The sequence below is a fragment of the Jiangella sp. DSM 45060 genome (genome assembly GCF_900105175.1).
Taxonomy (GTDB): domain Bacteria; phylum Actinomycetota; class Actinomycetes; order Jiangellales; family Jiangellaceae; genus Jiangella.
The window spans coordinates 92,538-107,192 of record NZ_LT629771.1 but is presented as its reverse complement, the minus strand read 5'-3'; the positions used below and the strand labels follow the sequence as shown (position 1 = coordinate 107,192).

At 72.7% G+C, this 14,655-nt stretch carries 16 protein-coding genes and 3 tRNA genes; 10 read left to right on the top strand and 9 right to left on the bottom strand.

From position 1 onward, the window contains the following. Positions 1-29 precede the first annotated feature (29 nt). Both BLU82_RS00560 and BLU82_RS00555 read left to right on the top strand, forming a co-directional pair. A complete protein-coding gene (locus tag BLU82_RS00560) occupies positions 30-1,256 on the top strand; it encodes a pyridoxal phosphate-dependent aminotransferase (RefSeq protein WP_092614221.1) in 1,227 nt (408 codons plus the stop codon). A gap of 10 nt (positions 1,257-1,266) precedes the next feature. Beyond that, positions 1,267-2,292: an adenosine deaminase gene (locus BLU82_RS00555; protein ID WP_092614219.1), complete on the top strand. Its 1,026-nt coding sequence runs from the start codon at positions 1,267-1,269 to the stop codon at positions 2,290-2,292. Between the two features lie 337 nt (positions 2,293-2,629). Here the strand turns inward: BLU82_RS00555 and BLU82_RS00550 are convergent, their stop codons facing one another. Together BLU82_RS00550 and BLU82_RS00545 are read right to left on the bottom strand one after the other, a co-directional pair. Then, on the bottom strand, positions 2,630-3,433 hold the full coding sequence (locus BLU82_RS00550; protein WP_092614217.1) for a PIG-L family deacetylase: 804 nt from the start codon (positions 3,431-3,433) through the stop codon (positions 2,630-2,632). Between the two features lie 193 nt (positions 3,434-3,626). Next, a complete protein-coding gene (locus BLU82_RS00545) occupies positions 3,627-4,061 on the bottom strand; it encodes a helix-turn-helix domain-containing protein (protein WP_069110700.1) in 435 nt (144 codons plus the stop codon). Positions 4,062-4,143: 82 nt separating this feature from the next. Between BLU82_RS00545 and BLU82_RS00540 the strand changes: the two genes are divergently transcribed. Genes BLU82_RS00540 through BLU82_RS00520 form a run of 5 tightly spaced genes read left to right on the top strand, consistent with a single transcriptional unit; the run spans position 4,144 to position 8,115 of the window. Beyond that, positions 4,144-5,574 (top strand): MFS transporter, encoded by a 1,431-nt coding sequence (locus tag BLU82_RS00540; RefSeq protein WP_197682655.1) that lies wholly within the window; start codon positions 4,144-4,146, stop codon positions 5,572-5,574. A 26-nt stretch (positions 5,575-5,600) separates the two neighbouring features. Then, complete coding sequence (locus BLU82_RS00535) at positions 5,601-5,879, top strand: SDR family NAD(P)-dependent oxidoreductase (RefSeq protein ID WP_092614213.1); 279 nt, start codon at positions 5,601-5,603, stop codon at positions 5,877-5,879. After that, on the top strand, positions 5,876-6,307 hold the full coding sequence (locus BLU82_RS00530; RefSeq protein ID WP_092614211.1) for a nitroreductase/quinone reductase family protein: 432 nt from the start codon (positions 5,876-5,878) through the stop codon (positions 6,305-6,307). The genes BLU82_RS00535 and BLU82_RS00530 overlap by 4 nt, the downstream gene beginning before the upstream one ends. 9 nt (positions 6,308-6,316) lie before the next feature. Beyond that, the gene (locus BLU82_RS00525) at positions 6,317-6,826 is read left to right on the top strand and encodes a GNAT family N-acetyltransferase (protein ID WP_092614209.1); all 510 of its coding nucleotides are present in this window, start codon (positions 6,317-6,319) and stop codon (positions 6,824-6,826) included. Then, on the top strand, positions 6,823-8,115 hold the full coding sequence (locus BLU82_RS00520) for an FAD-binding oxidoreductase (RefSeq protein ID WP_092614207.1): 1,293 nt from the start codon (positions 6,823-6,825) through the stop codon (positions 8,113-8,115). Before BLU82_RS00525 ends, BLU82_RS00520 begins: the two co-directional genes overlap by 4 nt. Here BLU82_RS00520 and BLU82_RS00515 read toward each other — a convergent pair. From BLU82_RS00515 to BLU82_RS00485, 7 genes are all read right to left on the bottom strand, one after another. Then, complete coding sequence (locus tag BLU82_RS00515) at positions 8,112-9,179, bottom strand: UDP-N-acetylmuramate dehydrogenase (RefSeq protein WP_092614205.1); 1,068 nt, start codon at positions 9,177-9,179, stop codon at positions 8,112-8,114. The two genes, BLU82_RS00520 and BLU82_RS00515, sit on opposite strands and share 4 nt — an antisense overlap. A gap of 13 nt (positions 9,180-9,192) precedes the next feature. Next, positions 9,193-9,639 (bottom strand): MaoC family dehydratase, encoded by a 447-nt coding sequence (locus tag BLU82_RS00510; protein WP_092614203.1) that lies wholly within the window; start codon positions 9,637-9,639, stop codon positions 9,193-9,195. Next, entirely contained in the window at positions 9,632-10,090 is a 459-nt protein-coding gene (locus tag BLU82_RS00505) for a MaoC family dehydratase N-terminal domain-containing protein (RefSeq protein WP_092614201.1), read from the bottom strand. The genes BLU82_RS00510 and BLU82_RS00505 overlap by 8 nt, the downstream gene beginning before the upstream one ends. Positions 10,091-10,161: 71 nt before the next feature. After that, entirely contained in the window at positions 10,162-10,332 is a 171-nt protein-coding gene (gene rpmG, locus BLU82_RS00500) for a 50S ribosomal protein L33 (RefSeq protein ID WP_026877526.1), read from the bottom strand. Between the two features lie 99 nt (positions 10,333-10,431). Beyond that, positions 10,432-10,508, bottom strand: a tRNA-Met gene (locus tag BLU82_RS00495). Between the two features lie 40 nt (positions 10,509-10,548). Next, positions 10,549-10,621 (bottom strand) — tRNA-Thr (locus tag BLU82_RS00490). 117 nt (positions 10,622-10,738) lie between these two features. Continuing rightward, positions 10,739-10,820, bottom strand: a tRNA-Tyr gene (locus BLU82_RS00485). Positions 10,821-10,920: 100 nt separating this feature from the next. Here BLU82_RS00485 and BLU82_RS00480 point away from each other — a divergent pair. The 3 genes from BLU82_RS00480 (at position 10,921) to BLU82_RS00470 (ending at position 14,629) form a co-directional block, all read left to right on the top strand. After that, complete coding sequence (locus BLU82_RS00480) at positions 10,921-11,415, top strand: YajQ family cyclic di-GMP-binding protein (RefSeq protein WP_092614199.1); 495 nt, start codon at positions 10,921-10,923, stop codon at positions 11,413-11,415. Between the two features lie 160 nt (positions 11,416-11,575). Next, the gene (locus BLU82_RS00475; protein WP_092614197.1) at positions 11,576-12,307 is read left to right on the top strand and encodes an alpha/beta hydrolase; all 732 of its coding nucleotides are present in this window, start codon (positions 11,576-11,578) and stop codon (positions 12,305-12,307) included. Between the two features lie 90 nt (positions 12,308-12,397). Continuing rightward, complete coding sequence (locus BLU82_RS00470; protein WP_092614195.1) at positions 12,398-14,629, top strand: esterase-like activity of phytase family protein; 2,232 nt, start codon at positions 12,398-12,400, stop codon at positions 14,627-14,629. Positions 14,630-14,655 lie beyond the last annotated feature (26 nt).

Sequence of the window (14,655 nt, the reverse complement as noted above, 5' to 3'; positions counted from 1 at the left end):
TTGGCGCGGCGCAGCGAGGTGATGCCAAGATGAACGGCATGACCTCGCCTGCGCCCGCCGGCGCCCGCCCCCGCGTCTCTGCCCGCATCGCCGCCATCGCCGAGTCGGCCACGCTCGCGGTGGATGCGAAGGCGAAGGCGCTCAAGGCGGCGGGCCGGCCGGTCATCGGCTTCGGGGCCGGCGAGCCCGACTTCGCGACGCCCGACTACATCGTCGAGGCCGCCGTCGAGGCCTGCCGCGACCCCCGCAACCACCGCTACACCCCGGCCGGCGGCCTGCCGGAGCTGAAGGAGGCCGTCGCGGCGAAGACGCTGCGCGACTCCGGCTACCAGGTCGAGCCGAGCCAGGTGCTCATCACCAACGGCGGCAAGCAGGCCGTCTACGAGACCTTCGCGGCGCTGCTCGACCCCGGCGACGAAGTGCTGCTGCCGACGCCGTACTGGACCACGTACCCCGAGTCCATCGCGCTGGCCGGCGGCGTCCCCGTCGAGGTGCTGGCCGACGAGACCACCGGCTACCGCGTCAGCGTCGAGCAGCTCGAGGCGGCCCGCACGCCGCGCACCAAGGTGCTGCTGTTCGTGTCGCCGTCGAACCCCACCGGCGCCGTGTACTCCCCCGAGGCGGTCCGCGAGATCGGCCGGTGGGCGCACGCCAACGGCCTGTGGGTCGTCACCGACGAGATCTACGAGCACCTCGTCTACGGTGACGCCACGTTCTCGTCCATCGTGGTCGAGGTGCCCGAGCTGGCCGACACCTGCGTCGTCGTCAACGGCGTGGCCAAGACGTACGCGATGACGGGCTGGCGGGTCGGCTGGATGATCGGCCCGAAGGACGTCATCAAGGCGGCCGGCAACCTGCAGTCGCACGCCACGTCCAACGTCTCCAACGTCGCGCAGCGGGCCGCGCTGGCCGCCGTCTCCGGCGACCTCTCCGCCGTCGAGCAGATGCGGGCCGCCTTCGACCGCCGCCGCCGCACCATGGTGTCGATGCTCAACGAGATCGACGGCGTCTTCTGCCCCGAGCCCGAGGGCGCGTTCTACGCCTACCCTTCGGTGAAGGACGTGCTCGGCCGCACCATCGCCGGGCGCACGCCGAAGACCAGCGCCGAGCTGGCCGAGCTGATCCTCGAGGAGGCCGAGGTCGCGGTGGTGCCGGGCGAGGCGTTCGGCCCGAGCGGCTACCTGCGGCTCTCGTACGCCCTGGGCGACGACGATCTCGCCGAGGGCGTCGGGCGCATCCAGCGGCTGCTCGGCTGAGTTCGCGGCGGTGACCGGACCAGCCCTTCGCGACCTGCGGGCACTGCCCAAGGCGCACCTGCACCTGCACTTCACCGGCTCGATGCGGCACGCGACGCTCCTCGACCTCGCCGACGAGCACGGCGTGCGGCTGCCCGACTCGCTGCGCGAGGACTGGCCGCCGCTGCTGTCGGCGGCCGACGAGAAGGGCTGGTTCCGGTTCCAGCGGCTGTACGACCTCGCGCGGTCGGTGCTGCGGGCGGAGCGCGACGTGCGGCGGCTGGTCACCGAGGCGGCCGAGGACGAGGCGGCCGAGGGGTCGGGCTGGCTGGAGATCCAGGTCGACCCGTCCGGCTACGGCGGCCGGTTCGGCGGCATCACCGCGTTCACCGACCTCGTGCTCGACGCGGCGCGTGCCGCCTCGGCGTCGACGGGGGTCGGGATCGCCGTGGTCATCGCGGCGAACCGGACCCGGCACCCGCTCGACGCCCGCACGCTGGCCCGGCTCGCCGTCCAGTACGCGGGCCGCGGCGTGGTCGGGTTCGGGCTCTCCAACGACGAGCGGCGCGGCGTCATCGCCGAGTTCGCGCCGGCGTTCGCCATCGCCGTCCGGGCCGACCTCATCTCCGTCCCGCACGGTGGCGAGCTGCGCGGCCCAGGCAGCGCCCGCGCCTGCCTCGACGACCTCCACGCCGACCGGCTGGGGCACGGCATCCGCTCGGTGGAGGACCCCGCGCTGCTGGCCCGCATCGTCGACGCGCGGACCACCCTCGAGGTCTGCCCCGCCTCCAACGTCAGCCTCGGCGTCTACGCGACGCCCGCGGACGTGCCACTGCGCACCCTGGCCGACGCGGGGGCGAGGGTCGCGCTCGGCGCCGACGACCCGCTGCTGTTCGGGTCGCGGCTGCTGGACCAGTACGAGACGGCGCGGCATGTGCACGGCTTCTCCGACGCCGAGCTGGCCGAGCTCGCCCGCGGCTCGATCGAGGGCTCGGCGGCGCCGTCGGACGTCCGCAAGGTCCTCCTCGAAGGCGTCGACGCCTGGCTGGCGTCTTGACCGTTCGGCATCCTTCCAACGGAACGACTCGAGACTCGGAAGATCGGGTTCCTTCCCAACTCGAATAGGGAATGGAGCGCTTCTCTCGGAGGGGCCGACGCCGCCCTCGGCCACCTCCAGGATCTCGGCCGTAGCATCCGCGGCCCCGAGCTCCTCGTCGTGCCGTACCTCGCCCGTGAGGCCGTGGCCAGCAAGTCGCGATCGAACTGCCTGCGCTGGTCGACCGACTGTTCCGCGACCCATTCGTCACGGTGACGAGCGTTCAGCGAGCGCTCGGCCTGACCAACCCGGGCGCCCGGAACCTGATCCGTGAGGCCGAGCGCCGCGGCTGGTTGGCTCAGGCAGGGGCGCCGACGGCGGCGGGGGCGGCGAGTTCGTCGAGGACCCCGCGGCCGTCGCCGGTGCGCAGGTACCACTCGTAGCCGTACGCCTCGTCGAAGCCGGCGTGGCCGAGCGACTCGGCGCTGACCTGGCTGGCGTGGACGGCGATGGCGGCCCGCTTGACCGCCAGCTCCCCCGCCGTCGCGCCGATGCGCAGCGCGACGTCGGAGGACGGGACGCCGAAGGGCAACCCGGTCGCCTCGGCGGCGGCATGGATGAGGTGCGACCGGGTGACACGGTCGTGCAGGTGGTCGCGATCGACGGTGGACTGGTAGGCGGCGACGCCGGTCAGCCGGGCGGCCGCCGCGCCGATACGGTGCGCGGCCAGGTGGTCGGGGTGTCCGTAGATGCCGCGGCCGTCGTCGTGGACGAGGGTCTCGGCGGACTCCTCGTCGATCAGGGCGGCGACGCGGCGGGCGACCCGCTCGGGGTCGGCCGCGGCGAGGGCGTCCGGGTGGACGTTGTCAGCGGCGCCGGGAAGCCCGGAGTCGCGGGCGCCGAGCAGCACCAGGCGTTGCACGCCCAGCAGGGACGCCGCGTTCTCCAGCTCGGCGACCCGCCGCTGCGCCATCGTCTCGCCGGGCGACAGCGGCACGTGCACCTCGCCCAACTCGCCGAGCGTGGCCGTGACCAGCACGACCCGCGCCCCGGCGTCGGCCAGCCGGCGCATCGTCACGCCGGTGAAGATCGCCTCGTCGTCGGGGTGGGCGTGGAGGACGAGGACGGTGCGCCCGCGGAGGGGCGAGGGGTTCGAGAGCATTCCTGCCTGCTGTGGTGACGGAGCCGGCGAACGGCTCCGGAGGTGGCCGGGTCGCGGGTGGGGTTCAGCGACAGCGACAACAGCAGGGCATGCCGAGGACCGCCGGGACGGCGGTGCGGGTCGGCATGGCGATCACGAGCGCAGAGTCTGCCACATCGGCGGGCGCCCGCGCACCCCGTTCCGCGCAGGAACCTCAGGCGTCGACGAGCTCGGCGGCGGCCGCGGCGCGCTGGTCGTATGCGTCGCGCGCGGCGGCGATCTCCTGCTGGTGGTCCTCGGTCCAGCGGACCAGCGCCTCGATGGTGTCGTGCAGCGTGGCGCCGAGAGGCGTCAACTCGTAGTCGACCCGCGGCGGCACGACGGGGTGCACGGTGCGCCGGACCAGGCCGTCGCGCTCCAGCTGGCGCAGGGTGACCGTCAGCATCCGCTGGCTGACGCCGTCGATGCGGCGGCGCAGCTCGGTGAAGCGCAGGCTGCGGCCGTCGAGCAGGGCGATGACGAGCAGCGACCACTTGTCCGCGATGCGGTCGAGGATCTGCCGGACGTCGCAGTCTTCGCGCGGGTCCCACTGCTGGCAGTCGTCGGTTCCCTGAGGGTGCCCGGGTGACTTCGAAGTGCCTTCTTCCATGGTCAGCCATAGTGCCGGAAGATGCGATCAGTTACAAGAAAGAACCGACCCTCGGTTCGATAACCATGAAGGAGCGCTTCCCGTGCCAACCCCGACGGCACCCGCCGACCGGCTCACCGGCCGCGGCTGGGCCATCCTGCTCGTGCTCAGCAGCGCGATCTTCCTCGAAGGCATCGACGTCTCGATGATGGGCGTCGCGCTCCCCTCGATCCGGGCCGACCTCGGCCTGTCCACGTCGTCACTGCAGTGGGTGGTGAGCGCGTACGTGCTCGGCTACGGCGGCTTCGTGCTGCTCGGCGGCCGCGCCTCCGACCTGCTCGGCCGGCGCCGGATGTTCGTGCTGTGGCTCACCGTCTTCCTGCTCTTCTCCGGCCTCGGCGGCCTGGCCACCGACGGCTGGCTGCTGATCCTCGCCCGGTTCGTCACCGGCGTCGCGGCGGCGTTCATGACCCCGGCCGGCCTCTCGATCATCACGACGACGTTCCCCGAGGGCCCGCTGCGGACCCGCGCCCTGCTGGTCTACGCCGGCATCGCGGCCGGCGGCTTCTCGTTGGGCATGGTCACCGGCGGGCTGCTGACGTCGATCGACTGGCGCTGGGTGTTCTTCGCCCCGGTCATCATGGCCGCGGTCATCCTGGCGGCGGCGGTGCGGCTGATCCCGCACGACACCCCGGCCGCGCGGGCCGGCGGCGGGTACGACGTCGGCGGCACGCTCAGCCTCACCGGCGCCATGCTGCTGCTCGTCTACACCGTCGTCATGCTGCCCGAGGTCGACCCCGGTTCGACGGTGACGACGGCGGCCGCCGGGCTGGCGCTGCTGGCGCTGTTCGTGACGATCGAGCGCCGCTCCCGCACGCCGCTGCTGCGGCTCGGACTGTTGCGCTCCGCGCCGCTGCTGCGGGCCAACGCCGGCGCGATGCTGCTGGTCGGCGGGTTCGTCGGGTTCCAGTTCATCGCCGTGCTCTACCTGCAGGAGTACCGCGGCTGGTCGGAGACGCAGACCGGGCTCGCTCTGATGGTGCTCGGCCTGGACGCGATCCTCGCGCCGACGCTGACGCCGGTGCTCGTGCGCCGGTTCGGCAACGCGACGGTGATCGTGGCCGGGCTGGCGCTGGCCGCCGTGGCGTACGCGCTGTTCCTGCGGGTCGGCGCGGACTGGACGTACGCCGCCATGCTGCCGTCGTTCCTCGTGCTGAGCACCGCGTTCGCGCTGGGCTACGGGCCGCTGACGATCGCCGCGACCGACGGCGTCGCCGCGGAGGAACAGGGGCTGGCCAGCGGCGTTCTGACGACGTCGTTCCAGTTCGGGTCGGCGCTCGGGCTGGCCGTCGTGACGGCGGTCGTGGTCGGCAGCAGCGGGCCGGACGGCGCGGATCTGGACGCGTTCCGGACGGCGCTGCTGGTCCCGCTGGCCGCCGCCCTGATCGGCGTCGTCGTCACCGCGTCCGGCCTCCGTCGCCGGCGTCGCCGCCGCCCGGCCGCCGACCCCGCCGCGCCCGCACTCGTGTCCTGACCACTCACCTCGAAGGAGACACCATCATGGGCAGGTTCACCGGAACCAGGGCCGTCGTCACCGGCGGCACCCACGGCATGGGGCTGGCGATCGTCCGCGCGCTCCTCGACGGCGGCGCCGAGGTCGTGCTGACCGGCCGCAACGAGCACCGCGTCGCCGAGGAGCTGGCCGCCCTCGACCCCGCGCGGGCGCGCGTGGAGCGCTCCGACGCCGCCAGCCTCGCCGACGTCGACCGGCTCGCCGCCGCCGTCGAGCAGCGGCTCGGCACCGTCGACGGCGGCTTCGCGCAGGGGATCGGCGCATGAGCGGCGACGTCGTGGACAGTCCGGACCGGTCGGTGGCCGAGCACGTGCGCCGCTACCTCGCCACCGACGGCCGCGACGGCCATCTCGAGGGCGGCGTGCCGAACCTGGTGCTGACGGTGACCGGCCGGACCAGCGGGCGGCGCTACCGCAACGCGCTGTTCTACGGCACCGACGCCGACCGGTACGTGCTGGTCGCGTCGGGGTCGGCCGTCACCGCGACACACCCGTCCTGGTACCGCAACCTCGCCGTCAACCCCGTCGTGGAGGTGCAGGTCAAGGGCGATCGGTTCACCGCGACGGCGCGGACGGCGCGGGGTGCGGAGCGGCGCCGGCTCTGGGCGCTGATGACGACGCTCGCGCCGGTGTACCTCGCGTACGAGGAGCGGACGCCGCGCACGATTCCGGTGGTGGTGCTGGAGCGCACCTAGGATGTGCCGATGACCGACGGCGTCACGACCGACCGGCTGCTGGTGCGACCGCCCCAGGAGGCCGACCGTGCCCGCTTCATCGAGCTCTTCCAGGACGAGGACTTCATGGCGTTCGCGCCGGCGGTCCTCACCCCGGAGCAGGCCGAGGCCCGCTTCGACCACATGACCGACGTCTGCCAAACCATCCCGTTCGGCAAGCAGCCGGTGGTCGAGCGGGCCACCGGCCGCGTCGTCGGCTACACCGGCGTCGACCACATCGAGCTCGACGGCCGGGCCTGGCTGGAGTGGGGGTACCGGTTCGCGCCGGAGGCGCGCGGCCGCGGGTACGCCACCGAGGCCAGCGCGGCGCTGCTGGAGCGCGCCGGCCGGACGTACACCGGCGAGCTGCTGGCGATCATCGATCCCGGGAACGGCCCGTCGAAGCGGGTCGCCGGCAAGCTCGGGTTCGTGTTCTGGACCCGGACGACGATCGACGGCGACCGCTGCGACCTCTACACGCTGCGGGTGGGGCAGGCATGAGCACCGGCGAGCTGCTGCGCCCCGGCGACCCGGGCTTCGACGCCGCCGCCTTGCCGCGGCCGTTCACGGCGCACGACGGCGTCCCGGTACCGGTCGCGGTGCTGCGCTGCCGTGACGCCGCCGAGGTCGCCGCCGCCATCGGGTACGCCCGCCGCGAGGCGCTGCCGATCGCCGTCCGGTCCGGCGGGCACTGCGCGGCCGGACTGTCCTCGACGACCGGCCTGGTGATCGACGTGTCCCCCATGGACTCCGTCGAGGTCGACGGCGACCACGTCGTCGTCGGCGGCGGGGCCCGGCTGGCGGCGCTGGTCGAGGCGCTCGGGGCGCACGGCCGGGCGATGCCGACCGGGACCTGCCCGACGGTCGGCGTCAGCGGCCTGACGCTCGGCGGCGGCTGGGGCATGCTCAGCCGCCGGTACGGCCTGACCTGCGACCAGCTCGTCCGGGCCGAGGTCGTCACGGCCGACGGCGCGGTGGTGGTGGCCGACGACGACCACGAACCGGACCTGTTCTGGGCGCTCCGCGGCGGCGGGACCAGCGGCCTCGGCGTCGTGACGTCGATGGAGTTCCGCACGGTACCGGCGCCGTCGCGGATGACGAACTTCCGCTACACCTGGCCGGTCGCCGCGGCGGCCGAGGTGCTGCGGGCCTGGCTCGACCGCGCCGTCGACGCACCCGCGCGGCTGTGCGCCGAGGCGGGCCTCTACCCCGCCGAGGTGGCGCTGCACGGCGCGATGGCCGGCGCCGAGGCCGAGACGCGTGCGGCGCTGGACCGCCTCTGCGACGGCCTGCCGGCGCCCGCGCGCGCCGAGGCCGCCGAGCTGTCCTACCTCGACTCCGCCCGCGACCTCGCCGGCGCCATCGACACCGCCGCACCGTCCCGCCACCTCTACGCCACGTCGGAGTTCTTCGAGCAGCCACTGCCCGACGACGCCGTCGGCGCGCTGCTCGCGCTGTTCGCGGCCGGTCCGGCCGAACGCGAGGTCGGGTTCATGCCCTGGGGCGGCGGCGACACCGACGTCGCTCCCGGCGCGACCGCCTTCCCGCACCGCGGCGCCCGCTACGCCGTCCACCACATCGCGCTCACGCCCGCCGCCGACGCCGAGGCCCGCGACTGGACCGGCGCCATGCGCGACACCCTCGGCCCGCACGGCACCGGCGGCGTGTACGCCAACTTCGCCGACCGCGGCCTCGCCGACCCGGAGCTCGCCTACTACGGCGCCAACGCCGCCCGCCTGCGCGAGGTCAGGCGCCGCTACGACCCGGACGGCGTCTTCCGCGCGTCCTAGAGGGAGCAGCCGACGAGCATCGGCTCGGGCACCAGCTCGACGCCGAAGGCGGAGCGGACGCCGTCGCGCACCTCGCGGGCGAGGCCGAGCAGGTCGGCCGTGCTGGCGTCGCCGCGGTTGGTCAGCGCCAGCGTGTGCTTGGTCGACAGCGAGACATCGGTGCGGCCGCCGTCGTAGCCGCGGCCGAACCCGGCGTGCTCGATCAGCCACGCCGCGCTCGACTTCACCAGGCCGTCGCCGGCCGGGAACCGCGGCGCGCCGTCGGGCAGCGCCGCGGCCTGCGCCTCGGTGAGCACCGGGTTGGTGAAGAACGACCCGGCGCTCCAGGTGTCGTGGTCGGCGGCGTCGAGCACCATCCCCTTGCCGGCGCGTAGGGCGAGGACGGCGTCGCGCACCGCGGCGATCGGCGCGCGCCCGCCCACCTCGACGCCGAGCCGGCGGGCCAGCTCGGCGTAGCGGACCGGCATGCCGAGGCCACCCTCGCGCAGCTGGTAGCTGACGGTGAGGACGACGTAGCGCTCGGAGCCCTTGAACCGGCTGTCGCGGTAGGCGAAGCGGCAGTCGGCGTTGGCGAACGTGCGGACGCGGCGGTCCTGGCGGTCGTAGGTGCGCACCGTCCAGACGGTCTGCGCCACCTCCTGGCCGTAGGCGCCGACGTTCTGCATGGGGGTGGCGCCGACCAGGCCGGGGATGCCGGACAGCGCCTCGATGCCGGGCCACTCGTTCGCGACGGTGTAGGCGACGAGGTCGTCCCACGGCTCGCCCGCGGCCGCCGTCAGCAGGACCCCGCCGCAGGCCGCGAGCGCACCGCTGTCGCAGGAGGCGCTCGCGTCGACGTCGATGCCGCGCGTGCCGGCCAGCACCACCGTGCCGTCGAAGCCGGCGTCGTCGACGACCAGGTTGGAGCCGCCGCCGACCACCAGCACCGGCTCGCCGCGCTCGTCGCAGTCGCGGACCAGGCCGATCAGCTCGTCCTCGGTGGTGGCCTCGACGACGCGCTTGGCCGGCCCGCCCAGCCGCAGCGTGGTCAGGCCGGAAAGGGCGACGTCGGTCAGTTCGCGCATCGCGGCCTCGTCGCTAGGGGTCCGATGGCCGGTCGGCCGGCAGCCGGCACAGCGCCCGGGCCTGCGTGAGCACCTTCTGCTCGTCGACCTTGACGGTCAGCTCGAGCGCCACCAGGCCGTCGTCGCGGACGTCGGTGACGGTGGCGGCCACGCGCACCGCCACGCCGATGTCGTCGTCGGGGACGACCACCGGGCGGGCGAAGCGGACGCCGTACTCGACCACGGCGGCGGGGTCGACCAGCCAGTCGGTGAGCAGCCGGCCGGCCAGCCCCATGGTCAGCATGCCGTGGGCGATGACCCCCGGCAGGCCGACGGACCTGGCTACCCGCTCGTTCCAGTGGATCGGGTTGAAGTCGCCGGACGCGCCGGCGTACCGGACCAGGTTCTCGCGGGTGATCCAATACGTCTGGTCGGCGACGACGTCGCCGACGGACAGCTGCTCGGTCACCCGCTCAGTCACTGGCTCCTCCGTCGGAGTCCTCGGGACGCACCAGCAGCGTGGCCTCGGACAGGCAGACGACGGCGCCGTCGGCATCCTGGACCTCGGTGCGGATCTTCAGCAGGTCGTTGCCGGCGACGGCGCGGACGCCGTCGAGCCGGGTGGTCGCCTCGACCCGGCTGCCCACCGGCAGCGAGCGGGAGTAGGTGAAGCGCTGGTCGACGTGCACGACCCGGGCGAACTCGATACCGAGGTCCTTCATCAGCAGGTCGAAGCCGTTCATCACGATGATCATCACGAAGGTGGGCGGCGCGACGACATCGTCGTGCCCGTAGCCGCGCGCGGCTGCGGTGTCGACGTACACCGGGTTCGCGTCGCCGATGGCCTCCGCGAACTCGCGGATCTTCTCCCGGCTCACTTCGTAGATCTGGGGAGGGTAGACCCGTCCGACGACCGAAGGATCAATGGGCATGCGCTGAACTTACCGTCACCAGGGCCGGGCTCCGACGGGAGACCCTGGCCACGAGCCGGGACGCGAACGCGTCAGCGGGTCTCGCGGTGGACGGTGTGGGTGCGGCAGCGCGGGCAGAACTTCTTCAAGTCGAGCCGGTCGGGGTCGTTGCGCCGGTTCTTCTTGGTGATGTAGTTGCGCTCCTTGCACTCCGTGCAGGCCATGGTGATCTTGGGACGGATGTCAGCGCTCTTGGCGGCCACGGGTGCCTCTTTCGGGGACGTCTGGATCGTCGGAACCGTGCAAGGGTACCCGACCTGGTCGTGTCGCACCCAATCGTGCGGGTGCGACGGCCGGGCTGGTGGTAGCGGGGGCGGGATTCGAACCCGCGACACAACGATTATGAGCCGTTTGCTCTAACCACCTGAGCTACCCCGCCGAGGGGAGTCGGCGCCGCGCAAACGGCGCAGCCTCACCAGAGCCCCAATACGGAATCGAACCGTAGACCTTCTCCTTACCATGGAGACGCTCTGCCGACTGAGCTATTGGGGCGTGCGCCAGTTGAGGGTACACAACCTGGGGCCGTGGTGCGAAATCGGCCGTTCGGCTGCGGAGTTCACGTCCCGAACCGGCTGGGCCGGGACGTTCGCTCACTGTCCTCGAGAGGCGTGGCAGGTGCAGGATTCGAACCTGCGTAGGCTGTGCCGGCTGATTTACAGTCAGCTCCCTTTGGCCGCTCGGGCAACCTGCCGGGTGGTTCCCCGCCATTGGCTGGGACCGGTGAGAGAATACATCAGTGCGGAGGGCGCCGGACAATCGGTTCGGGCTCGAGAGATCCAGAAGGAGCCGTCGTGGCTAGCGAGTCGTCGTTCGACGTGGTGAGCAAGGTCGACCGGCAGGAGGTGGACAACGCGCTGAACCAGGCCTCGAAGGAGATCTCGCAGCGGTTCGACTTCCGTGGCACCGGCGCCTCGATCCGCTGGCAGGGCGAACTGGGCGTCGAGATGGAGGCGTCCGCCGAAGACCGCGTCAACGCCGTGCTCGACGTCTTCAAGGACAAGCTGATCAAGCGCAAGGTGTCGCTGAAGGCGCTCGACGCAGGCGAGCCGCGCGCGTCCGGCACCGTCTACAAGATCAACGCCACCCTGCAGGACGGCCTCGACCAGGACCAGGTGAAGAAGATCACCAAGGCCATCCGCGACGACGCGCCCAAGGGCGTCAAGACGCAGGTGCAGGGCGACGAGGTGCGGGTCTCCTCGAAGAGCAAGAACGACCTCCAGGCCGTCATGGCCATGCTGCGCGAGCAGGACTTCGACTTCGCCGTCCAGTTCACCAACTACCGCTGACGGGGGCGTGGCGCCTGCTAGCCTTCGGGAGGCCGTGCGAGCGAACGAGGAGGTGGTACCCGTGAACGCAGTATCGACATGGGTGCTCCCCTCCGGGGTCACGGTCGGGCGATAGGTCGTCCGGGAGCGCCGTTCACGCGCACTCCCGAAAGGCACGACCATGCGATTCACCTCCGAACACCGCCTCGACGACGGCGTCGTCGAGCGCGAGTTCACCCTCGGCGAGGTCCCCGGCATCCTGTGGACGCCCGCATCGGCGCCCGCGCCGGCCCCGCTGATCCTGCTCGGCCATCCCGGCGGACTGCGCCAGATGTACCCGCGGCTGGTGGGCCGCGCCCGGCGCTGCGCGGCACAGGGCTTCGCCGCGGCCACCATCGAGCTGCCGGGGAGCGGTGACCGGCCCCGCTCCGCCGCCGCCGAGCGGGCCCGCGCCGACCTGCGGCGAGCGGTGCGCGCCGGTGAGCCGGTCGCCGACGAGATCGTCGACCGGCTCGTCCTCCCGCTGGTGGACCGGTCGGTCCCGGAGTGGCGGGCCACCCTGGACGCTCTTCTGGCGCTGCCCGAGATCGGCGGCCCGGTCGGGTTCGCGGGCGGGGTGATCTCCGTCGGCGTCCGGCTGGCGGTGGTCGAGCCACGCATCGCGGCCGCCGTGCTGTTCGCCGGGAGCTACGTGCCCCGTGCCATGGTCGAGGAGGCCCGGCAGGTCACCATCCCGCTGCTGGTGCTGTTGCAGTGGGACGACGAAGGCAACGACCGGCAGCAGGCGCTGGACCTGTTCGACGCCTTCGGCAGCCAGGAGAAGACGCTGCACGCGAACATGGGCGGGCACACCGGCGTCCCGTCGCACGAGGGGGACGACGGCGACCGGTTCTTCGTCAGGCACCTGACGTGACGCGGCCGTTCGCGGGGACTTCGGCCGTGCGCCGGGCGGCGTTCACGACGACGTCGCGTCGTCGTCGCAGGGCGCGGTTGTGATCGGCGGATGAGAACTCCACTCGCGCGTTCCGTCGCGGCCGCCGTCGCCGCGACCCTGCTGCTCCCGGCAGCCGCGGCCGCCGGAGACCACGAGCCGCCCGGCCGCGGCTCCGTCACGCACCCCGTCCTCGAGGGCCGGGCCACGCTGTCGGCCGACTACCTGGCCGAAGGGCCGCCCTCGGGCGCCCTGGCGTCGCCGGCGAACGGGCGCCAGGGCCCGTGGGACGGCCAGGTCATCCCGGGCTTCTCGGCCATGGTCGACAACGGCGACGGCACGTTCTGGACGCAGCCCGACAACGGGTTCGGCTCGAAGGGCAACTCGGCCGACTTCCTGCTGCGCAACTACCTGATGCGGCCGGACTGGAACACCGGCTCCGAGGGATCCGGCTCGGGGCAGATCGAGGTCGAGCGGTTCATCTCGTACAACGACCGCAACCACGTCCTGGACTTCCCGATCGTCCACGAGTCGACGCCGGACCGGCTGCTCACCGGCGCCGACTTCGACATCGAGTCCGTCGTGCTGGCCAAGGACGGCACGTTCTGGGTGGGCGAGGAGTTCGGTCCGTTCATCCTGCACTTCGCCGCCGACGGCACGCTGCTGGAGCCGCCGGTCCCGCTCCCGGGCGGGCTGAAGTCGCCGCAGAGCCCGTATCTCGCGCCGGGCGAGACGCCGCTGGTGCGGTCCAGCCGCGGGTTCGAGGCGATGGCCGCCTCGCCCGACGGTCGCTACCTCTACCCGATCGTCGAGGGCGCCTACACGAACGACCCCGACCAGCGGCGTCGCGAGATCCACGAGTTCGACACCCGCCGGGACCGCTACACCGGCCGGACCTGGAGCTACCAGACGCACCAGGAGGCCAACGTCATCGGTGACGCGTTCACCGTCGGCCGCGGGAAGTTCTGGATCATCGAGCGCGACGACTTCGAGGGCGGCCAGTCCGTCGTCAAGCGCGTCTACGAGATCGACCTCAACCGCCGCGACCGCGACGGCTACGTCCGCAAGACGCTGGTGCTCGACGCGCTGCGCATCGACAACCCGCTGGGCATCGACGCCGGCGAGGGCTACGGCCTGGGCGACACCTACGCGCTGCCGGTGCAGTCGTTCGAGACCGTGCTGCGGCTGAAGGACGGCCGCATGCTGATCGGCAACGACAACAACTATCCGGGCAACGACGCGCGCGTCACCGGCTCCCCCGACGACACCGAGCTGGCGATCGTCGACCTGCGCCCGTCGCGGCCCTCCGACGACGGCGTCACGGTCGTCGGACACCGCGGCGCGTCGGGGTACCGGCCGGAGCACACGCTGGCCGCGTACGAGACCGCGATCCTGCAGTGCGCCGACTACATCGAGCCCGACCTCGTCTCGACGAAGGACGGCGTGCTGGTGGCCCGGCACGAGAACGAGATCGGCGGCACCACCGACGTCGCGGCCCACCCGGAGTTCGCCGGGCGCCGCACCACCAAGGTGATCGACGGCGTCGGCGTCACCGGCTGGTTCACCGAGGACTTCACCCTCGCCGAGCTGCGCACGCTGCGGGCGAAGGAGCGCATCCCGGCGACCCGTCCGGCCAACACCGCGTTCGACGGGCTCTACCAGGTCCCGACGCTCGACGAGGTGCTCGACCTCGCCCGCACGTCCCGCACCTGCGACGGGCAGCCGGTCGGCGTCTACCCGGAGACGAAGCACCCGACGTACTTCGACTCGATCGGGCTGTCGCTGGAGGAGCCGCTGGTCGCGCAGCTGCGGGCGAACGGGCTGGACCACCGGAACGCAGCGGTCATCCTGCAGTCGTTCGAGACCGGCAACCTGAAGGAGCTGGACGGCATGACCGACGTGCCGCTGGCCCAGCTGATCAGCTCCAGCGGCGCACCGTACGACCTCGTCGCCGCCGGTGACCCGCGCACCTACGCCGACCTCGCGACGGCGGACGGTCTGCGCGCGATCGCCCGCTACGCCGACGGCGTCGGCCTGGAGAAGAACGTCATGATCCCGCGCACCGCTTCGGGCACCCTGGGTCAGCCGACCCCGGTCATCGGCGACGCGCACCGGGCCGGGCTCGAGGTGCACGGCTGGACCTTCCGCCGGGAAAACCAGTTCCTCCCGGCCGAGTTCCGCTCCTCCGCCGACCCCAACGCCGTCGGCGACGTCGAGGGCGAGATCCGGGTGTTCCTGGAGGCCGGCATGGACGGCTTCTTCACCGACAACCCCGACCTCGGTTCCGCCGCCGTCGAGGACTGACCGGGACCGCCGCCCGGTCCGTGCGC